This is a genomic window from Clostridium sp. BJN0001 (genome assembly GCF_022869825.1).
GTDB lineage: Bacteria > Bacillota > Clostridia > Clostridiales > Clostridiaceae > Clostridium.
The window spans coordinates 618,980-641,535 of the sequence record NZ_CP094971.1; the positions used below are offsets into that span (position 1 = coordinate 618,980).

Genomic DNA, 22,556 nt, shown 5'->3' on the forward strand with positions numbered 1-22,556 from the left:
CACTTATGTTGATGGACTTTTAGCGTACTTTTTCCCTGGGATAATTAAAATATGAAATTCAATCATATTAAATATATATAAATACTTCAGACTAAAAAATACGCAATTTAAATTTTTTCAATAATATAATTTTATAATTTGATATTTCATAAATTTTTTTCTGTTTATTTTAACATTAGATAAAAATATATCTTAAAAATAAAACCAAAATATCAATTAGGAATATTATAGTATTATGGATATTTTTACGAAAAATGAACGTATAAAAATTAGCATTATCGTCAATAATCTATGATATAATATAGATAATAAACAATGTAGTGATGATAAAGGGATGTAATTATGGAAATCGATATAAAAGATGTAGATTATAAAAAATATATAACGTTAACTGGAAAGCTTGATAGCAACTGTAGTAATGAAGTTACTGAAAAAATATTAGATACTGTTAGGGAAAATCCTAATATAGTAATTGATATGAAAAATTGTACTTATTTATCAAGCGCGGGACTTAGAACACTTTTAACTATTGGAAAGACAATAAAATTAAAAAGTGGGTATATGAGTATTATAAATCTTGTGGATGATGTAAAAGAAATTATGGAGATGACAGGATTTAGTAGTATATTTAAGTCTTTTGAAAAATAATAATTAATATATGGTATAAAGAAAAGGGTGATTATTATGATAAGAGTGGATAGCTATCCAACTCATGAGACAGATGGGATAAAATATAGAATTGGTAGTGTTCTCCCTTATGGAGCTTCTATTGTTCCAAATGGGGTTAATTTTTCTATATTTTCAAAATATGCTACTTCATGTGAACTGGTTCTCTTTAAGAAAAGAGAAAAAAAACCATATGCTGTAATACCATTTCCTGATGAGTTTAGAATTGGCGATGTGTTTTCTATGATTGTGTTTGATATAGATTACGATGATGTAGAATATGGTTACAGGATGGATGGAAAGTTTGCTCCTAGTGAAGGGCTATGGTTTAACAAAGATAAATATCTCCTTGATCCATATGCAAAAGCTGTATCTGGAAGAAATGTATGGGGAACTCTTCCTGATTATAGTAATGAATTTCAGCATAGAGGAAGAATAGTTTATGATGATTTTGATTGGGAAGGGGACAAGCAGCTAGAATTTCCTATGAATGATCTCATAATATATGAAATGCATTTAAGAAGTTTTACGAGTGATCCTTCAAGCAATGTAAAACATAAGGGAACATTTGCAGGAGTTGTCGAGAAAGTTCCTTATTTAAAGGAACTTGGAATAAATTGTGTTGAACTTCTTCCTATATTTGAATTTGATGAATTTGAAAATTCTAAAACTGTAAATGGAAAGAGATTATATAATTACTGGGGATATAGTACGGTTAATTTCTTTGCACCAAAAGCTGGATATGCAGCTACTGGAAAGTATGGAATGGAAACTGACGAACTTAAAAATATGATAAAGATTCTTCATAAAAATGGTATAGAAGTAATACTTGATGTCGTATTTAATCATACAGCAGAAGGAAATGAAAATGGACCGTACATTTCATATAGAGGAATAGATAATAAAACTTATTATCTTCTTACACCGAAAGGTTATTATTACAATTTCAGCGGGTGCGGAAATACATTAAATTGTAATAATTCTATCGTAAGAAATTATATACTTGATTGTTTAAGATACTGGGTTTCAGAGTATCATATAGATGGATTTAGATTTGATTTAGCATCAATATTATCAAGAGATCAAAATGGAGTTCCGATGCAGAATCCTCCTTTAATAGAAACACTTGCACATGATGCAATTTTATCAAAATGCAAACTCATAGCAGAAGCTTGGGATGCAGGTGGACTTTATCAAGTTGGAAATTTCCCTTCATGGGGAAGATGGGCGGAGTGGAATGGCAAATATAGAGATAATATTAGAAAATTCCTAAAAGGTGATGAAGGAACTTCTGAAGAATTTATAAAAAGGCTTGAAGGCTCAAAAGATCTTTACGAGGGAAGAACATCAAATGCATCTATTAATTTCATTACATCACATGATGGTTTTACACTTTATGACTTAGTTTCATATAATAAAAAGCATAACATGGCAAATGGAGAAAATAATGAGGACGGAACAGAAGATAATAACAGTTGGAACTGTGGAGTAGAGGGAGAAACTCCTGATCCATCAATAAACTTTTTTAGAAAAAAACAGATAAAAAATGCTATTACTCTTCTTCTTATGAGCAGAGGAGTTCCAATGATTTTATCTGGAGATGAATTTTCTAATACACAGTTTGGAAACAACAATGCTTATTGTCAGGATAATGAAATTTCATGGCTTGATTGGAAAAAACTAGATGAAAATAAAGATATATTTAATTTCTTTAGTAAAATGATAAAGTTTAGAAAAGATAATCCTGTACTTAAAAATAATAATTATGATACGGAAAAAAACAGGACAGGGTATCCTGAAGTTTCATGGCATACAGAAAAGCCATGGGATACGTATAATATAAATAATACACTATCTTTAGCAGTTATGTTTGTTGAAGAAAGAGAAAAATATGGTATATGGACAGATAAATATATATATATGGCGATAAATATGCACTGGGAAATGCATAAATTTGAACTTCCTGTAATTCCTGAAGGAAAGAAATGGTATATATTATGTAATACGGCGTGTTGCGATGGAAAAGATATTTTTGATGAATCTTCTAATATACTTATTGAAAATCAAAGTGAGATTGTAGTAAATCCTAGAAGTATCATCATTGTAATTGGTAAATAGAGAATTTTAAAATTAAATATTTATGAGAGGGGGATATCTATGAAATGGCTGAAAAAAGAAGCTACAATAAATAATTTAAACGAAATGATTGATTTCATATTGGATAATTTAAAAGTTGATACAAATATTTCATATCATATGGAGATGCAGATAAGACTGCTTTGTGAAGAAGCATTTGTTAATATTATAAATCATGCATATCCTTCTAAAAATGGTATTATAATAGCTGGCTATGAATTTGATAAAAAAAATAATTATATAACAGTAAAGATGTGCGATTATGGAATTGAATTTAATCCTATAAATGAAAAAAATCCTGATATTACATGTGATATAATGCAGCGTGATGTTGGAGGACTTGGAATATTTTTGCTTAAAGAGATTTCTGATTCTATTGGCTATGAGAGAAAAAAGGATATGAACATTTTAACTATAAGAAAATACTGTATGGTATAGGACTAGCACTTTTTATATTTATTGAAAGGCAGTAAATAGTAATATGAATTATTCGTTGATACTTAAAAAAGAGGAAATAAAAAGAATATTTTTTAGCGCATTTATAGTATTTATATTTTCGATAATAGGACTATATATAAAAAATTTTTTTAGTAGCATCATAGATTTTAGAGCATATGAAGTTATTACGCCTGTTCTTGGACTATATTTTGGTCCAAGCGGCGCAATAGGTTCATCAATAGCTGGTCTAATTTTTGATTATATCTATTCAGATGGAAATATTCTATTAATTTTATCTAAATTTATTTTAAACTTTTTCTATGCATATACTCCATATAAGCTGTGGTATACGTTTACGAAAAATGAAGAATGTAGGATACCAAATCTTAATGACACACATTCTATAATAAAGTTTGGATATATCCTTTTTGTAGGTTCACTTGCATATAGGATAAGCCAAAATTCAATATATTCTCTAAGCACTAATGAAAAAAGTATAGATATAAAGATTCTATTTCTTCAATTTTTAAATAATTACAATTTTGAAGTGATAGTAGGAGCACTTATTTTAATGTTTTTATCATTAACGCTTATAAGACCGCATGTTCCAAGTAGACATACGAAAATTAAGAAAAATATAAATTATCAGTATATATTTTATCTGCTTTTTATTGTAGGAATAGCGGGAATTGTGATTAATAAATTTAATATTTATAATAATGTTTTAAATATAGGAATTGTTATACTCACATATTTACTTATATTAATATTTCTTCTGTGTCCAATAAGTAATGGGAAAAATATAATAAATATTGAACAGGCTAAAGGGATAAGATCAATTCATGGTAAGGTTACATTAACATTTTTATTTTTGGGGATTATTGTTATTGTTATTATGGATATTATTTCTAACATAGCACTTTATTCATGTAGAAATATTAATACATATGTAAAGGTATATGCAGTTATAGGTGTATTCAGTTCACTCGTTATATTTTTTATAATAGAAGTTATTAAGTTTGTTGAAAAGAGAATAACAAAACCTATAAAGATTTTATTTGATATTGTTGCTGATTTTGTACAAAATAGGCGTGAGTATACTGATGAAGATATGAATTATCTTCGTGAAAAGTGTTTTTCAATAAATACAGGCGATGAGATAGAGCAGCTTGCAATTGAATTTAATAGAATGATGAATGAGATTAGAAACAATATAAATGAACTTGAAAAGGTAACTGCAAGTATTCAAAAGGAAGCTACAGAACTTGAAGTTGCAAAGAAAATACAGACATCAGCACTTCCAGGCGTTTTTCAGAAAAAAGATAGGTTTGAATTATATGCTAATATAAGCCCTGCACTTAAAGTAAGTGGAGATTTTTATGATTATTTTCTTATTAATGAGAATGAACTTATTTTTCTTGTTGCTGATGTATCGGGTAAAGGAATTCCAGCAGCACTTTTTATGATGAAAGCAAAATCTACAGTAAAAAATAGTTTTTCGTTAAATAAAAGTCTTTCAGATATAACTGAAAAAATAAATAATGAATTATCTAAAAACAATAAGATGTCAATGTTTGTGACAGCATTTATAGCAAAAATAAATTTAGAAACAGGAGTTATGACATATGTAAATGCAGGACATACCCCTCCTCTTTTAAAGAAGAAAGATATGGGTTACGATTTTCTTAATGTAGAAACAAACTGTATACTTGCTATTATGCCAGATAAAAAATATGAAGAGCAGAAAATCCAGCTTAAAAAGAATGATACATTATTTATATATACAGATGGAATTACAGAAGCTATAGATATAAATGGAGATTTATATGGAGCAAACAGGCTCAAAGAGTTTTTTAATTCATCTATAGGAGAAAAGATGTCAAATCAGAATATAGCAAATAAAGTAAGAGAAGATGTAAGTAAATTTTCAAAAGGACAAAAGCAGAAAGATGATATGACAATGCTTATATTTAAGTATTTGGGTTAACTTGTTATGCGTGAATATTTATGATAAAATTAGCCTAAAATATTACTGAAAATGTAAGAAAGGATGAAATTATGAAAATACTTAAATCTAATCCTGCAGAAGATGGATTTTTTATGCCAGCAGAGTTTTCAAAACATAAGGAAACTTTGATGATATGGCCAGAAAGACGTGATTCATGGCAGTATGGTGCTTATGAAGCGAGAAAAGCGTTTAGAGAAGTTATTTTAAATATTTCAAAACATGAAAAAGTAACAGTTTGCGTAAGCGAAAGTCAATATGAAAATGCAAGAGCATATCTTTCACCTGAGGTAAGATTAGTTGAGATGTCAAGTAACGATTCTTGGGCGAGAGATTATGCTCCTACTTTTGTTAAAAATAAAGATGGGAAAGTAAGAGGAATTAATTGGTATTTTAATGCATGGGGCGGTCTTTATGACGGGCTTTATTTTCCGTGGGATAAAGATAATAAAATGGCATTAAAATTATGTGATCTTTATGATAAAGATGTTTATGATGCTCAGGATTTTGTTCTTGAAGGAGGCTCAATACATGTTGATGGTGAAGGAACGTGTATTGTAACTGAAAGCTGTCTTTTAAGTAAAGGAAGAAATCCTAATATGAGTAAAGATGAGATTGAAAAAAAGCTTAAAAGTTATCTTGGAGTTTCAAAAGTAATATGGCTTAAGCATGGTATTTATAATGATGAAACAAATGAGCATGTTGATAATATATGTGCGTTTGTAAAACCTGCAGAGGTTGTTCTTGCATGGACAGATGATAAAAACGATCCTCAATATAATATGTCTAAAAGCTGTCTTGAAATTCTTGAAAATGAAACAGATGCAAAGGGAAGAAAAATAAAAGTACATAAGCTTTATCAGCCTTCTCCTGTATACGTAACAAAAGAGGAATGTGAAGGACTTGATACTATGGATGGACTTCCTGTAAGGCAGGTTAATGAAAGGCTTGCTGCATCTTATGTTAATTTTTATATATGTAATGGAGCTATAATAATGCCGGGGTTTAATGATCCTATGGACATAAAAGCGAAAAAGACACTTCAAAGCATTTTTAAAGATAGAGAAGTTTATCAAGTTTATGCTAGAAATATTTTAATAGGCGGCGGAAATATCCACTGCATTACGCAGCAGATTCCATCTTACGATTAATAAAAAAGGATGAAGAAAAATATGAGAAATGTAAAAATTGCCGCAGTTCAGATGAGCTGCTCAAAAGATAGAGATGAAAATATAAAAAAAGCAGAAGAATTTGTTAGAAAAGCAGCTAAAGATGGTGCAAATATTATTCTCTTACCTGAACTTTTTGAAAATATGTATTTTTGTCAGGAAAGAAATTATGATTATTATAACTTAGCAGAAGAAACTATGAAAAATAAGGCAGTACAAAGATTTATGGAAGTTGCAAAAGAGCTTGATGTTGTTATACCAGTAAGCTTTTATGAAAAGTCAATGAATAATACATTTAATACTGTTGCTATAATAGATGCTGATGGAAAGCTTCTTGGAACATATAGAAAAACACATATACCAGATGACCATTTTTATCAAGAAAAGTTTTATTTTACTCCTGGAGACACAGGATTTAAGGTATTTTGTACAAAGTATGGTAAAATAGGAGTAGGGATATGCTGGGATCAGTGGTTCCCTGAATCTGCAAGGTGCATGGCACTTTTAGGCGCAGAAATACTTTTATACCCAACAGCAATTGGGAAAGAACCTATACTCGAAGTAGATAGTATGATGCACTGGAGAAGATGTATGGTGGGCCACGCAGCTTCAAATATAATACCTCTTGCAGCAGCAAATAGAGTAGGCTATGAAGAAGTAAAACCTTCTAAGGACAATAATTATCAAAAATCATCATTAACATTTTACGGTTCATCTTTTATAGCAGATGAGACAGGTGAAGTTGTTAAATCTTTAGGAAGGGAAGAGGAGGGATATATAGTTTCACAGTTTGATCTTGATGCGGTTTATGAAATGCGAATGAGCTGGGGAGTATTTAGAGATAGAAGACCAGAATATTATAAGATAATTTCTAGTAAAATATCTGATTAAATTAAAAATGGAAGGACAAGATTTCTATGTATAAAGAAAAAATAGAAGAATATTTTAAGAAAAATGAAAAAAATATGATAGAGGACATCTGCACTTTAGTTAAAATTAATAGTGAAAAAGGTCCTAAAGAGGAAAATATGCCATTTGGAAAAGGTCCTTTTATGGCACTTAAAAAAGCACTTGAAATCGCAGAAAAAATGGGATTCAAAACAAAAAACTACGATAACTATGTAGGAACAGTTGACTTAAATGATAGTGAAAAATCACTTGATATGTTAGCACATTTAGACGTAGTACCTGTTGTAGAAGACGGCTGGACAGTAACAAAGCCATTTGATCCTATAGTTAAAGATGGAAAACTTTATGGAAGAGGAACTTCAGATGATAAAGGACCTGCAATAGCTGCATTATATGCAATGAAAGCTATTAAGGATTTAAATATACCTGTATCAAAAAATGTAAGACTTATATTAGGAACAGACGAAGAATGTGGAAGTTCTGATATTGCTCATTATTATAAGGTTGAAAAGGAAGCTCCTATGACTTTCTCACCAGATGCAGAGTTTCCTATAATAAATATAGAAAAAGGAAGATTAAGCAATACTTTTAGAGCTAAATATAAAGAAGATATTAAGACTCCAAGAATAGTTAAGTTTACTTCTGGTACAAAGTCAAATGTAGTTCCTGGAAAAGCTTATGCTTTAGTTGATGGATTCTCAATGGAAGAAGTTCAAAAGTATGCAAAAGAATGTGAAGATAAAATAAAGATTAAATTTAATCTTTCTGAAAAAGATGGAAAAATAGAAATAAATGCAAAAGGAATAGATGCCCATGCGTCAACTCCTGAAAAAGGAAATAATGCACTTACAGGAATGCTTACACTTTTAACTTCAATGCCATTTCACAAAAGTGAAGGATTTGAAAAGTTATGTGGAGCAGCTAAATTATTCCCTCATGGAGATTATTTAGGTGAAAAATGTGGAGCTAAGATGGAAGATGAAATTTCTGGCTTCCTTACAATGACACTTGATGTATTTTCATTTGATTCTACAGGATTTGAAGGAACTTTTGATTCAAGAGCACCAATCTGTGCAGATGATGAAAATCTTACAAAGGTACTTGTAGAAAATATGAAAGATGTAGGAATCGTAATGGACGATGATAAAATGGTACCTGCACATCATGTAAGCTCTGATTCTGATTTTGTAAGAACACTTCTTAAATGTTATGAAGAGTATTCAGGACAAAAGGGAGAATGTTTAGCAATAGGAGGAGGAACATACGTCCATGAATTAAAAAATGGAGTTGCTTTTGGATGTGTTATGCCTGGAACTGATACAAATATGCATGGAAATAATGAATTTGCAGTTGTAGAAGAACTTCTTTTAAGTGCAAAGATGTTTACTCAGGCTATTGCTGATTTATGCAAATAGTATGTACTTTATACTAAATATTTATTAATAAATAAACTAATTATAAGTAAAAAAAACAGCGAAAGCTGTTTTTTTTTATTCCAAAATAATAATTATTAAAATACTACTGTTATTTTTCCTAATAGTATAGTAAAATGTATTAGAATTAGTTAAAAGTAAACTGTGAGTTAAGTATTTGTAAGATTTTATTTAATACTATTATTATAGAAAGGCTGTGATGTTAAGGGTGGAGAACAAGCTTAAGCTGTATGGCTTTAATAATCTCACTAAGACTCTTAGTTTTAATATTTATGATGTCTGTTATGCGAAAAGTGAACGGGAACAGAAGGATTATATTGCATATATAGATGAACAGTATAATTCTGAAAGACTGACGAAAATATTATGTAAAGTTACCAGTATTATTGGTGCACATGTTCTTAATATATCAAAGCAGGATTATGATCCTCAAGGAGCGAGTGTTACAATTCTTGTATCTGAGAAGAATCTTGAAAAAGGCGAGATAGATAAGTCATGCAATCTTGGCAAATTTGACATAGCATCTAAAAGAGATACTGTGCTTGCTCATCTTGATAAGAGCCATGTTACAGTGCATACTTATCCTGAGTATCATCCTGATAATTCAATTGCAACTTTTAGAGTTGACATAGATGTATCAACATGTGGAGAAATATCACCTCTTAATGTTTTAAATTATCTTATTGGAAGCTTTGATTCTGATATAATAACAATCGATTACAGAGTAAGGGGCTTTACAAGAGATGTTAATGGTAAGAAACTTTTTATGGATCATAAGATAACATCAATACAGGATTATATTGATAATGATACACTCAGAAAATATGATGCCATGGATATAAACGTTTATCAGGCGAATATTTTTCATACAAAGATGCTTATTAAAGAGATTGAACTTCAAAATTATCTTTTTAATACAGATGTGTATGAACTTTTGCCTAAAACACGGCTTGCAATTACAGACAGCCTTAGAAAAGAAATGATTGAAATATTTAGTGGGACAAATATTTATTAGGAGGTGGAAGAAAGACAAATGGAAAAAAAATTAGATCACTCAAAAGCACCTATTTATGAAGCACTTATGAGATATAAAGCGGCAAGGATTGTACCATTTGATGTACCAGGCCATAAGCAAGGACGTGGAAATCCTATGCTTAAAGAATTTTTAGGAGAGAAATGTCTTTGTGTAGACGTAAACTCTATGAAACCGCTCGACAACTTATGTCATCCTGTAGGTGTAATTAAAGAGGCAGAAGAGCTTGCAGCAGATGCTTTTTCAGCTAAACATGCTTTTTTTATGATAAATGGAACAACATCTGCAGTACAGGCAATGATTATGAGCGTCTGTAAAGAAGGCGATAAAATAATAATGCCGAGAAATGTTCATAGAAGTGCTATTAATTCTCTTATAATAAGCGGAGCTGTACCTGTATATATAAATCCAGGAGTAAATAAAAAGCTTGGAATTTCTCTTGGAATGTCGGCTTACGATGTAAAAAAAGCAATTGAAGAGAATAAAGATGCAAAAGCTATTTTAGTAAACAATCCTACATATTATGGAATATGCTCAGATTTAAAAGAGATAACTAAAATAGCTCATGAAAATGGTATGTACGTATTAGTTGATGAAGCACATGGAGCTCATTTTTATTTTGGTGATGATATGCCGCCATCTGCTATGGAGTGTGGTGCTGATATGTCAGCTGTAAGTATGCATAAAACAGGTGGATCTCTTACTCAAAGTTCTATTCTTCTTTTAAATTGTGATATAAGTGAAGGGTACGTAAGACAGATAATAAATCTTACTCAGACTACAAGTGCTTCATACCTTCTTATGTCATCATTAGACCTCGCACGAAGAGACCTTGTTATGAACGGAAAAGAAATTTTTAAAAGAGTAAAGAAGCTTGTTTCATATGCGAGAGATGAGATAAATAAGATAGGTGGATTTTACGCATATTCACGTGAACTTATTGATAAAAATGAAGTGTATGATTTTGATGATACAAAGCTTTCAATCTATACAGGAGATATAGGACTTGCAGGAATTGAAGTATATGATATTTTAAGAGATGAATATGGAATACAGATAGAATTTGGAGATATAGGAAATATTCTTGCGATAATCTCTGTAGGAGATAGGCAGCAGTCTATAGAGAGGCTTATATCAGCACTTTATGATATAAAAAGAACATATAAAAAAGATAAAAATGATATGTTTGAGGATGAGTATATACCTCCTCATGTTTCTCTTGCACCTAAAAAAGCATTTTATTCAGATAAAGAGATGATAGAATTAGAAAAGTGCAGAGGCAGAGTATGTGCTGAATTTGTAATGTGCTATCCGCCTGGAATTCCTATTCTTGCACCGGGTGAGAGAATAACGGAAAAAATAATTGAATATATAGAATATGCAAAGAAAAAGGGATGTTTTCTCACAGGAACAGAAGATATAAATGTAGATAATATAAATGTTGTAAAGGAAGTGTAGAATATGGAATTGTGGTATACAGAAGAGCATACAGACAATGTAAGATTTTCACTTAAAGTAAAAAAACAGATTTATAGTGATAAAAGTGAATTTCAAAAAATAGATATATTAGACACAGAAGAATTTGGAAAGATACTAACTCTTGATGGGCTTATGATGGTTACAGAAAAAGATGAATTTATATATCATGATATGATAGTCCATGTACCTATGGCAGTAAATCCAAATATTAAGAATGTACTTGTTATAGGAGCAGGAGATGGTGGCGCAATAAGAGAGCTTACAAGATACGAAACTATAGAAAATATAGATATGGTTGAAATAGATAAAAAAGTTGTTGAAGTGTGCAAAAAGTATCTCCCTCAGACAGCATGTAAATTAGATGATAAAAGAGTGAACATTTATTATGAAGATGGATTAAGATTTGTTAGAAAAAAAGAAAATGAATATGATCTTATAATAGTAGATTCAACAGATCCATTTGGACCAGGAGAAGGACTATTTACAAGAGAGTTTTATGGAAATTGTCATAATGCTCTAAAAGATGATGGAATACTTGTAAATCAGCATGAAAGTCCTTTTTATGATTATTATAGGGATTCAATGGCATCAGCACATGATAAAATATCAAAAATATTTAAAATACACAGAGTCTATCAGGCTCATATACCTACTTATCCATCAGGTCATTGGCTTTTTGGATTTGGATCAAAGAAATACGATCCTGTTTCTGATTTAAAAAGTGATTTATGGAATAAATTAAACATAAAAACAAAATACTATAATACAGAGCTTCATGTAGGTGCTTTTGCATTACCAACATATGTAAAAGAGCTGCTTGAGAAAAATAAAAATAATTAAGTTAGTATGGAGGAATGAAAAATGGGAAGAGCTTTAATAATTGGTGCTGGAGGAGTAGCAAGTGTTGCAATCCACAAATGCTGCCAAAATTCTGATGTTTTTGAGGAGATATGTATAGCAAGTAGAACATTATCTAAATGTGATGCATTAAAAAAGAAACTTGAAGGCGGAAAGACTAAAATTCAAACTGCTAAAGTAGATGCAAATAATGTAGAGGAATTAGTAGCATTAATTAAGAAATTTAAGCCAGATGTTGTTTTAAATCTTGCGCTTCCATATCAGGATTTAACAATCATGGATGCATGCTTAGAGTGTAAAGTTAATTATGTTGATACAGCAAATTATGAACCTGAAGATACAGCAAAATTTGAATATAAATGGCAGTGGGCATATAAAGAAAAATTTGAGAAAGCTGGCATAACAGCACTTCTTGGAAGTGGATTTGATCCTGGAGTTACAGGAGTATTTAGTGCATATGCACAGAAACATTATTTTGATGAAATAAATTATATAGATATTGTTGATGCAAATGCTGGAGATCATGGATATCCATTTGCAACTAATTTCAACCCTGAAATTAATATAAGAGAAGTTACAGCAAAGGGAAGCTACTTAGAAGACGGAAAGTGGGTTGAAACAGAGCCATTAGAATTAAAGAGAGTTTACGATCTTCCAGAAATAGGACCTAAAGATATTTATCTTCTTCATCATGAAGAGCTTGAATCATTAGGACTTAATATAAAAGGAATTAAGAGAATAAGATTCTGGATGACATTCTCTGAGAATTATTTAACTCATTTAAAAGTTCTTGAAAATGTAGGAATGACATCAATTAAGCCAATAGATTTTGAAGGACAGAAAATAGTTCCACTTCAGTTCTTAAAGGCAGTTTTACCAGATCCTGCATCACTAGGTCCTAGAACAAAAGGAAAAACAAATATAGGATGTATTTTTCAGGGAGTTAAAGACGGAAAACCTAGAACTTATTATATTTATAATGTTTGTGATCATCAAGAATGTTATAAAGAAGTAGGCTCACAGGCAATTTCTTATACAACAGGAGTTCCAGCAATGATAGGAACAAGTCTTCTTATGAAAGGCGTGTGGAATAAGCCTGGCGTTCATAATATAGAAGAATTTGATCCAGATCCATTCATGGAAGAGCTTACAAAATTCGGTCTACCATGGAAAGAAGACTTTAAACCAGTATTAATAAAATAGGATGGTAAATGAATGATTAATTTTGATTTAGAAAAACTTCCATCACCTTGTTATGTAGTTGATGAAAAACTTTTAAAAGAAAATCTTGAAAAATTAAAATATGTTGAAGATAAGGGAGGATGTAAAATCATACTTGCACTTAAAGCTTTTTCAATGTATGAAACATTCCCTATTATATCAAAATATCTCTATGGAGTTACTGCAAGTTCATTATTTGAAGCAAGACTTGGCGCTGAAGAGATGGGAAAAGAAGTGCATATTTTTTCTCCTGCATATAGAGAAGATGAATTTGATGAAATTTTAAAATATGCAGATCATATTGATTTTAATTCATTCAGTCAATGGGATAAATATAAAAATAAAGTAAAGAGCGTAAAGTCTAAGAAAATAGAATGTGGAATAAGAATTAATCCAGAATATTCAGAGATAGAAACAGATATGTATAATCCATGTTTTGAAAATTCAAGATTAGGAGTTACTTTAGATAATTTTGACGAAAATGATCTTGAAGGGATAGATGGACTTCATTTTCATACTATGTGTGAGCAAAATTCAGATACTCTTTTAAGAACTATAAAAGTTGTAGATAAAAAATTTGGAAAGTACATATCTAAAATGAAGTGGATAAACTTTGGCGGTGGTCATCACATTACAAGAAGTGACTATGATTTAGAAAAGTTAATAGAAGCTATAAAGTTTATAAAAGATAAATATAAAGTAGATGTATATTTAGAACCAGGTGAAGCTGTTGCGTTAAATGCAGGATTTTTAGTATGCACTGTTTTAGACACTATAAAAAATGGAATGAATCTTGCAATAGTAGACACATCTGCAGCATGTCATATGCCAGATGTTCTTGAAATGCCATATAGACCTAATATAATAGGCAGCGGTAAAAAAGATGAACTAAAATTTACGTATAGGCTTGGCGGACCAACATGTCTTGCAGGTGATGTAATTGGAGATTATTCATTTAATGAACCTCTAAAGGCAGGAGATAAGCTTGTATTCTGCGATATGGCAATATACACTATGGTTAAGAATAATACATTTAATGGAATTAATCTTCCATCTATAGTTTATAATACAGAGAAAAATGGACCTAAGGTTATAAAGACATTTGGATATGAGGACTTTAAGAGAAGAATTTGATAAATGACAAAGAACAAATGACAAATGACAAATCAGGATGTTTCTGCTCAAAATCGCAGAAACCCAAAATTTATTTAGCTTTCGCTTCAGGCGAAAGCTTTAGTATTTTGCGAGAATCGCAAAATACTATACAATGAAATTCCTGCGGAATTTCCACCTCATTTGTCATTTGTCCTTTAACAATTTGTCCTTTGGTATTGGTTTCCACCTACTTTGTCATTTGTCATTTGAAAGTTTGTCCTTTGCACTGTCCTTTGTATTAACGTTTGTTTAATTTTAAAGATACGTTAAATCTGCAAGGATTGTAAAACCCAGGAGTTATGTTGTACTCTTTAAAGTCTTCTTTTTTATATAAAAGATGTGTATCTCTGTGAGATGTTATAGGAAGATCTCCTATAAATATTGCGTCTTTTGCTATTCTTTTCATTTCAGCTATAGCTTGTTTTGCATAATCCATGTTTGGGAAGTAATGAAAAGCACCAAAACAGAATACTTTATCAAAACTATTGTCTTTAAATATTAAGTCATTAGCTTCTCCCTGAATAACCGAATTATGTAGAATTTCTATATGTCTTTTGACGAGTGTAGATGAATAATCAACTCCTACATAAAATCCACATTTTAAATATTGAGCAATGCCACCTGCACCACAGGCAACTTCAAGAACTCTATCAGTTGGTTTTATATCAATTTCTTTTGTTATTTTTTCGCATATCTCACTAACATCTGCACATGTATCTTCATATCCATCAAGCTCTGTTAGATCATTTGTGTTACCTCTTCCTTTTCGTTCCCATACTTCTTTCCAATACGACATATCTTCCATATCATAAGCCTCCTAAAAACAATTCGTTCAATATTTGAACTAAGTACATATTACTATTGTTCAGCGTTCAGTTCAATTTGTTCATTAAAGGATATAAAATTTGAGTTTTATTAAATAAAAAATTGAAAACAATACTTATATGACTTATAATAATAAGTATGTAATACGTAAAGGTATATTATGTAAAAAAAATTAAAAGAGGGTATGAATTCCGTGCATTTTGGTGGGTATATACTAGACATATTTAATATAGTTATATTTGTAATTACAACAGATTATTGTTTGGAAAAGAAATTTAATACAAATAGACTAAGAATAATATCTATAATTCTATTTTTGTCTCTTTTTAGTGTAATGAATAGATTCTTTATAACTAATACATATATAAGTGTATTTATTTTGCATTTTATATACATATCTATTTTGATATTCATGCAAAAAGAAACGAGGCTTCTTGGAAGTATTATACTCAGCATATTATATGTTGCATGTCAGTTAAATAAAATTCTTATAGACAATTTACTACTTCTTTTTGATGTAGATTTAATATTATCTAATAATATTATTATATTTGAAACTATATTATTTGATATAATGATATTTCTAATGAAAAATAAATTCCTACAGGTTACAGCTAATATTAAAAATAAGGAATATGATAATTTTACATATGTGGTATCGATATTGGTAGATTTTATACTCTGCCTTAATATTCATCAGCAGAGACAAATAAGTAGACTTAGCACAAATATATTAATTGGAGGATTATTTGTATTTTCAATTGTAATGATATTTCATTTCTTAAAAATACAATTTAACAGTTATAGGATAAGTGTTTTAAATACTGAGCTTCAGAGAAAAAATGATGAACTTAGAAAAATAAAACATGATTATGGTTCTCAGATTTCTTGTATATATGGTCTTTATTTAATGAAAAGATATGATGATATAGGAGACGCACTTAAAAGAATAATAGAAGATAAAGATAAACTTATTAATATTGAAACTAATGTTAATAAATATAGTATGATTTTTGCAACATCACTAAGAGATGCTGAAAAAGAAAAAGGAATAAATGTAATAGTAGAAGATACAATTGATTATAAGAAAGTGAAAGTTCCATATATATATATTCACAGAGTAATAAGTAATATAGTAAGTAATGCAGTACGTGCTATGGGCGGAAAAGGAATTATAAGAGCATCTGCATATAATTTATCTGATAAAAACATTATAGAAATAGAAAATAATGGGCCTAAAATACCTGATGATGTATTAGAAAAAATATTTAAAAAAGGTTTTACTACAAAGAAGGCAAAATCCACTGAACATGGGTATGGACTTAACATAGTAAAAGATCTTTTAAGGGCATATGGTGGAAAAATTAAAGTAGATAGTAATGAAAAAAGAACGATATTTAAAATAATATTTTGATAGTTTAATTTAAATAAAAAAAATATTTCAAAAATTCTCAAAAATAGTGTACTATTATATTTGAAGTAATAAATTAATTAAGATTTAAGGGGTGCTAACAAATGTATAAAATTATGAATAAACAGGAGCTTTCGAGCAATATCTTTTTAATGGATATTAAAGCCGAAAGAGTAGCAAAAGCAGCAAAGCCAGGTCAGTTTATTATCGTAAAAAATACTGAAAAAGGTGAAAGAGTACCTTTAACAGTTGCAGATATTGATAAGGAAAAAGGAACTATAACAATTGTATTTCAAACAGTTGGAAAGAGCACTAAAGAACTTTCAAATTTTGAAGCTAATCAATCTGTCTGTGATTTTGTAGGTCCACTTGGTACACCTTCTGAATTTATTGAAGAAGATATAGAAGAACTTAAAAAGAAAAAATATATCTTCATAGCTGGTGGAGTTGGAGCTGCGCCTGTATATCCTCAAGTAAAATGGATGAAAGAACATTCAATTGATGTAGATGTAATTTTGGGAAGCAGAACAAAAGATTTAATTATTTTTGAAGATAAGCTAAGGGCAGTTTCTAAAAATCTTTATGTAGCAACTGATGATGGAAGCTACGGATTTAATGGAAGAGTTACTGACTGTTTAACTGATTTAGTAAAAAATCAAGGAAAGAAATATGATCATGCAGTAGTAATAGGACCTATGATAATGATGAAATTCATGGCACAGCTTACTAAAAAGTTAGAAATACCAACAACTGTAAGTTTAAATACTATAATGGTAGATGGAACTGGAATGTGTGGAGCATGCAGAGTAAATGTTGGAGGGGAAATTAAGTTTGCATGTGTTGATGGACCAGAATTTGACGGACATTTAGTTGATTTTGATCAAGCAATGAGAAGACAGACAATGTATAAAACTGAAGAGGGAAGAGCAATGTTAAAAGCAGAAGAAGGAGACACTCATAAAAATGGTGGCTGCGGATGCGGAGGTAATAAGTAATGAATAATGATAGAATGAAAAAAGTACCAGTAAGGGAACAAGATCCAAAAGTAAGAGCTACAAATTTCGAAGAAGTTTGTTTAGGATATAATGAAGAGGAAGCTGTAAAAGAAGCATCAAGATGTTTAACATGTAAGAATCCACAATGCGTTAAAGGATGTCCTGTATCAATTCAGATACCAGATTTTATAGCTTATGTAAAAGAAGGAAAATTTGAAGAAGCAGCAAAAGAAATTGCTAAGTATAGTGCACTTCCTGCAGTATGTGGAAGAGTATGTCCACAGGAAAAGCAGTGTGAAGGAAAATGTGTACTTGGAATAAAAGGAGAAGCTGTTTCAATTGGAAAGCTTGAAAGATTCGTAGCAGATTATGCAGCTGAGCATAATGTTGATTTAAGCGAAACTGAACCTAAAAATGGAATGAAAGTTGCAGTTATAGGTTCTGGTCCATCAGGACTTACATGTGCAGGAGACTTAGCTAAAAAGGGATATGATGTAACAATCTTTGAAGCACTTCATAAAGCAGGTGGAGTTCTTGAATATGGTATACCAGAATTCAGACTTCCAAAAGAAAAAGTTGTTAAAAAACAAGTTGAAAACATAAAGAAACTTGGAGTAAAGATTGAAACTAACGTTATAATAGGAAGAACAATTACAGTTGATGAATTATTTGAAACAGAAGGATTTAAAGCTGTATTTATAGGTTCAGGTGCAGGTCTTCCAAGATTCATGGGAATAGATGGAGAAAATGCTAACGGAGTATATTCTGCTAATGAATTCTTAACAAGAGTAAACTTAATGAAAGCAGCACTTGACGATTATGACACACCTGTTAAAGTCGGAAAGAAGGTTGCAGTAGTAGGTGGAGGAAATGTTGCTATGGATGCTGCAAGAACAGCATTAAGACTTGGCTCAGAAAGTCATATAGTATACAGAAGAGGAGAAGAGGAACTTCCAGCAAGAAAAGAAGAAGTACATCATGCGAAGCAGGAAGGAATAATCTTTGATCTTTTAGTAAATCCTACTGAAATCTTAACTGATGAAAATGGATGGGTTAAAGGAATGAAATGCGTTAAAATGCAATTAGGTCAGCCTGATGCATCTGGAAGAAGAAGACCAGAAGCTATAGAAGGATCTGAATTTGTTATGGATGTAGACACAGTTATAATGTCACTTGGAACATCTCCAAATCCTTTAATTTCTTCAACAACAGAAGGACTTGAAATAAACAAGAGAAGATGTATAATAGCTGAAGAAGAAACAGGCCTTACAACAAAAGAAGCTGTTTATGCAGGCGGAGACGCAGTTACAGGAGCAGCTACTGTAATACTAGCTATGGGTGCAGGAAAGAAAGCTGCTAAAGCTATTGATGAGTATTTAAAAAAGTAGGATTATTATATTAAAAACTTTTATAATAAAGATTAGAACATAAAAACATGAAGAAAATAAGTAATTAATAAAAAGCAGAATTATTAATTGACAAAGAAGAATATATAAGCGATACTATAAACAAGAAAAGCGAATACAGTTTAAATAAAAGGCGAAGATGTCAAAAAAGATATTTTTGCCTTTTATTTTTTTTATTTTAAATATATAAGGGCGTGTATTTAAAATTGGTGAAGCTTTATATCTTATAAGACATATAATTACTTATTTGTAAAAAATATAAAAAAGGGGGCGATTTTTATGTCAATATTTTTAATGAAAGAAACATATGATGAAGAGTTTAATGATAAGGTTAAGCCGATACTTTTTACTAGAAATATAGCAAAAAGTTATAAGAAACTTGAAGTTATTAAAAATATAAATCTTGATATAAAAAAGGGTGAGGTTGTTGTAATAATTGGTCCATCGGGATCTGGTAAAAGTACACTTATAAGATGCATGAATGGTCTTGAAAAGATAAAAAAAGGGGATATATTTTTTAAAGGACATTCAATAATATATGGGGATAAGGATATTAATAAATTTAGAATGAAAGTTGGTATGGTATTTCAGCATTTTAATTTATTTCCACATCTTACAGTTATGCAGAATATTACTTTGGGCCCAATAAAGCTTAAGAAAATGTCAAAAAGTGAAGCTTTAAAAAAGGGCTGTGAACTTTTAAAAGAAGTAGGACTTGAAGATAAAAAAGATGAATATCCTGAAAAATTATCAGGAGGTCAGAAACAGAGAATAGCAATATGTAGGGCGCTTGCTATGGAACCGGATATGCTTTTATTTGATGAACCAACGTCAGCACTTGATCCTGAAATGGTAGGTGAGGTGCTTCTAGTTATAAAAAGGCTTGCAGAAAAAGGAATGACAATGGTTATTGTTACACATGAAATGGGGTTCGCAAAAGAAGTAGCAGATAGGGTTGTTTTTATGGATGGTGGATATATATTAGAAAATGGTTCGCCAGAGCAGGTTTTTGAAAATAGCAGCAATGAGAGAGTAAAAAAGTTTTTAAGCAGAATTATATAATTATTTTTTACGCAGTATACGGTATACAGTATACAGCATATAAAAAGGGGGAATATTATGTCACAGTTATTTGAAATTGCAGTAACGTATAAAGCAATACTTATTGAAGGATTTAAAATTACTATTTTAATGTCAGTTCTTACTATAATATTTGGTTTTATATTTGGAATAGTTATGACATTTATGAAGATTTCAAAATTCAAATTATTGAATATAATAGCAAATATTTATGTTGAAATTATACGAGGAACACCAGTACTTGTCCAAATTGCAATAATATTTTATGGTCTTCCTATGATGGGGATAAGAGTTCCAGAAATAAGATTTGGTGATGTTGATATAAGCAGAGTTGTTTCAGGCGTTATAGCATTAACGATTAATACTGCAGCATACATATGTGAGATTATAAGAAGCGGTATTGAATCAATTGATAAAGGCCAGATGGAAGCATCAAGGTCAATAGGTTTTTCAGCATCATCATCAATGATTCTGATTATTCTTCCTCAGGCTATAAAAAATATACTTCCTGCAATGGGAAATGAATTTATAACAATAATAAAAACCACATCGCAGGTTTCGATTATAGGTGTATCAGAACTTATGTATGCAGCTGATACAATAAGAGGCACATCATTTAGGCCTATGGAGCCTTTAATAATTATAGCAGTAATATATTTTGTTATTACATTTACTATTTCAATTTTTATAAAACTTCTTGAAAGAAGAATGGGAAAGAGTACACGATAAAAATTTTAATAAAATAAATAATTAAAGATGAAAAGGAGAGATTAACTATGAAAGTAAAAGGAATTAAAAAAATTATCTCATTGTCACTTTGCATTATATGTGCATTTGGTATGGTTGGTTGTGGTACATCAGGGGAGAAGACGTCATCGTCATCTTCTTCAGCATCAGAAAGTTCAAGCCTTTTAAGTCAGATTAAATCAAAAGGTAAGATAGTTGTAGGTACTTCATCAGGTACAGGATATGTTCCATATACATTCACAGATCCTAAAACAAATAAGATTGTAGGTATTGATATTGAACTTGCAAATGCTATTGCAAAAGAAATAGGAGTTGATCTTGAAATTCAGGACATGACTTTTAGTGCAGTATTAGCTTCGATACCAACAAATAAGATTGATATTGCAATTGCTGGAATATGTGAAACAGAAGAGAGAAAGAAATCGGTTGATTTCTCAGATATATATTTAAATTCAGAACAGAAAATTCTAATAAGAAAAGAAGATAAAGATAAACTAAAAACACTTAATGATTTTAAAGGAAAAAGTGTTGGAGCACAGAAAGCAACAAGTCAAGAAAAACTTGCAAATTCTGAAATTACAGATGCAAATGTTTTAGCAATAGAAAAAGTTCCAGATGTTATTCTTGAACTTAAAAACAAGAAGATTGATGGTCTCGTAATTGAAGGTGTTGTTGCTCAGCAGTATATGCTTGTAAATGATGATTTAACATTAAGTGATGCTGAATTTAAGGATAAGTTAAAACCAACAGCTATGGCTTTTTCTAAAGGAAATGATGACTTTAAAGAAATTGTAAACAAAGTTATAAAAGAAAACATGGATAATGGAAATATAGATAAATGGATAAAACAATATAGTGAACTCGCAGCTAATAACGCTAAGGGTAAATAAAACTAAAAAACTTAATTGATTTGGAGTGATAAACAACATGGTAAGTCTTGGGAAAATTAAAAAAGGAGCTACACTGAAAGAACAGTCATATAAGATAATAAAAGATGCAATTATGAAAAATGAAATTAAATCTGGAGAAGTACTTGCAGAACAGCAGCTTGCTGAAAAACTAAGCATAAGCAGAACACCTATAAGAGAAGCTTTAAATAGGCTTGTTTATGAAAATATAGCTAAGGTTAATTCAAATAACAGTATAGTTGTAGCAGATATTACAACAGATGAGATAGAAGATATTACAAAGGTAAGAACAGTATTAGAGACACTTTCAATAACTCTTCTTAAAGGAAAAATGGATGATAAAAAATTTGAAGAATTAAATAGCCTTATTAATGAGCATATTGATGCATTAAAAAATAATTATATGGAGAAAGTTCTTGAATGTGATTTCTGCTTTCATGTAAAGCTTGCAGAATTTACAGAAAATAAATTCTTACTTTCAACTATTGAATCAGCAAATCTTATTATAAGACGGTTTCTAATTTTATCAGGTACTCTTGAAAAATATTCAAGACTTGCCGCAAAAGAACATGAAGATGTTTATAAAGAGCTTAAAAAAGGAAATTATGATATTGCACAGAGTAAGATGAATACTCATCTTACAAATGTTAATAAAAGAATGTTAAATAAGTAGCAGGTGATA

Annotated in this window: 20 protein-coding genes; 19 read left to right on the forward strand and 1 reads right to left on the reverse strand. The window is 30.2% G+C overall.

The genetic code is table 11. The features are described from left to right. The first annotated feature begins 342 nt into the window (after nt 1-342). From MTX53_RS02950 to nspC, 12 genes are all read left to right on the forward strand, one after another. Nucleotides 343-648: an STAS domain-containing protein gene (locus tag MTX53_RS02950; RefSeq protein ID WP_244834733.1), complete on the forward strand. Its 306-nt coding sequence runs from the start codon at nt 343-345 to the stop codon at nt 646-648. A 36-nt stretch (nt 649-684) separates the two neighbouring features. Beyond that, nucleotides 685-2,784, forward strand: a complete 2,100-nt coding sequence (glgX, locus tag MTX53_RS02955; protein ID WP_244834734.1) for a glycogen debranching protein GlgX — start codon at nt 685-687, stop codon at nt 2,782-2,784. A 39-nt stretch (nt 2,785-2,823) separates the two neighbouring features. Then, nucleotides 2,824-3,240, forward strand: coding sequence for an ATP-binding protein (locus tag MTX53_RS02960; protein WP_244834735.1), 417 nt, complete (start codon nt 2,824-2,826; stop codon nt 3,238-3,240). Nucleotides 3,241-3,283: 43 nt separating this feature from the next. After that, on the forward strand, nt 3,284-5,227 hold the full coding sequence (locus tag MTX53_RS02965) for a PP2C family protein-serine/threonine phosphatase (protein ID WP_244834736.1): 1,944 nt from the start codon (nt 3,284-3,286) through the stop codon (nt 5,225-5,227). Between the two features lie 71 nt (nt 5,228-5,298). Beyond that, complete coding sequence (gene aguA / locus MTX53_RS02970) at nt 5,299-6,396, forward strand: agmatine deiminase (RefSeq protein WP_244834737.1); 1,098 nt, start codon at nt 5,299-5,301, stop codon at nt 6,394-6,396. Nucleotides 6,397-6,417: 21 nt separating this feature from the next. Beyond that, the gene (gene aguB / locus MTX53_RS02975; RefSeq protein WP_244834738.1) at nt 6,418-7,305 is read left to right on the forward strand and encodes an N-carbamoylputrescine amidase; all 888 of its coding nucleotides are present in this window, start codon (nt 6,418-6,420) and stop codon (nt 7,303-7,305) included. Nucleotides 7,306-7,331: 26 nt separating this feature from the next. Continuing rightward, nucleotides 7,332-8,738 (forward strand): dipeptidase PepV, encoded by a 1,407-nt coding sequence (pepV, locus tag MTX53_RS02980; RefSeq protein ID WP_244834739.1) that lies wholly within the window; start codon nt 7,332-7,334, stop codon nt 8,736-8,738. A 214-nt stretch (nt 8,739-8,952) separates the two neighbouring features. After that, nucleotides 8,953-9,771 (forward strand): adenosylmethionine decarboxylase, encoded by an 819-nt coding sequence (gene speD / locus MTX53_RS02985; protein ID WP_244834740.1) that lies wholly within the window; start codon nt 8,953-8,955, stop codon nt 9,769-9,771. 18 nt (nt 9,772-9,789) lie between these two features. Continuing rightward, nucleotides 9,790-11,247 (forward strand): aminotransferase class I/II-fold pyridoxal phosphate-dependent enzyme, encoded by a 1,458-nt coding sequence (locus tag MTX53_RS02990; protein ID WP_244834741.1) that lies wholly within the window; start codon nt 9,790-9,792, stop codon nt 11,245-11,247. A gap of 3 nt (nt 11,248-11,250) precedes the next feature. Next, on the forward strand, nt 11,251-12,108 hold the full coding sequence (speE, locus tag MTX53_RS02995; protein WP_244834742.1) for a polyamine aminopropyltransferase: 858 nt from the start codon (nt 11,251-11,253) through the stop codon (nt 12,106-12,108). Between the two features lie 21 nt (nt 12,109-12,129). Next, on the forward strand, nt 12,130-13,329 hold the full coding sequence (locus MTX53_RS03000) for a saccharopine dehydrogenase family protein (protein ID WP_244834743.1): 1,200 nt from the start codon (nt 12,130-12,132) through the stop codon (nt 13,327-13,329). A gap of 12 nt (nt 13,330-13,341) precedes the next feature. Then, the gene (nspC, locus tag MTX53_RS03005; protein WP_244834744.1) at nt 13,342-14,481 is read left to right on the forward strand and encodes a carboxynorspermidine decarboxylase; all 1,140 of its coding nucleotides are present in this window, start codon (nt 13,342-13,344) and stop codon (nt 14,479-14,481) included. 259 nt (nt 14,482-14,740) lie between these two features. Here the strand turns inward: nspC and MTX53_RS03010 are convergent, their stop codons facing one another. Then, entirely contained in the window at nt 14,741-15,307 is a 567-nt protein-coding gene (locus MTX53_RS03010; protein ID WP_244834745.1) for a class I SAM-dependent methyltransferase, read from the reverse strand. Nucleotides 15,308-15,520: 213 nt separating this feature from the next. Between MTX53_RS03010 and MTX53_RS03015 the strand changes: the two genes are divergently transcribed. The 7 genes from MTX53_RS03015 (at nt 15,521) to MTX53_RS03045 (ending at nt 22,547) form a co-directional block, all read left to right on the forward strand. Then, complete coding sequence (locus tag MTX53_RS03015) at nt 15,521-16,741, forward strand: sensor histidine kinase (RefSeq protein WP_244834746.1); 1,221 nt, start codon at nt 15,521-15,523, stop codon at nt 16,739-16,741. Nucleotides 16,742-16,842: 101 nt separating this feature from the next. Continuing rightward, nucleotides 16,843-17,733, forward strand: a complete 891-nt coding sequence (locus MTX53_RS03020) for a sulfide/dihydroorotate dehydrogenase-like FAD/NAD-binding protein (protein ID WP_244834747.1) — start codon at nt 16,843-16,845, stop codon at nt 17,731-17,733. After that, the gene (gltA, locus tag MTX53_RS03025) at nt 17,733-19,121 is read left to right on the forward strand and encodes an NADPH-dependent glutamate synthase (protein ID WP_244834748.1); all 1,389 of its coding nucleotides are present in this window, start codon (nt 17,733-17,735) and stop codon (nt 19,119-19,121) included. The genes MTX53_RS03020 and gltA overlap by 1 nt, the downstream gene beginning before the upstream one ends. Nucleotides 19,122-19,478: 357 nt before the next feature. Next, nucleotides 19,479-20,201, forward strand: coding sequence for an amino acid ABC transporter ATP-binding protein (locus MTX53_RS03030; RefSeq protein ID WP_244835448.1), 723 nt, complete (start codon nt 19,479-19,481; stop codon nt 20,199-20,201). A gap of 57 nt (nt 20,202-20,258) precedes the next feature. Further along, nucleotides 20,259-20,948 carry an amino acid ABC transporter permease gene (locus MTX53_RS03035; protein WP_244834749.1) on the forward strand — a complete coding sequence of 230 codons (690 nt, stop codon included), beginning with the start codon at nt 20,259-20,261 and terminating at the stop codon, nt 20,946-20,948. 47 nt (nt 20,949-20,995) lie between these two features. Further along, nucleotides 20,996-21,856, forward strand: coding sequence for a transporter substrate-binding domain-containing protein (locus tag MTX53_RS03040; protein ID WP_244834750.1), 861 nt, complete (start codon nt 20,996-20,998; stop codon nt 21,854-21,856). Nucleotides 21,857-21,893: 37 nt separating this feature from the next. Continuing rightward, nucleotides 21,894-22,547 carry a GntR family transcriptional regulator gene (locus MTX53_RS03045; protein WP_244834751.1) on the forward strand — a complete coding sequence of 218 codons (654 nt, stop codon included), beginning with the start codon at nt 21,894-21,896 and terminating at the stop codon, nt 22,545-22,547. Nucleotides 22,548-22,556 lie beyond the last annotated feature (9 nt).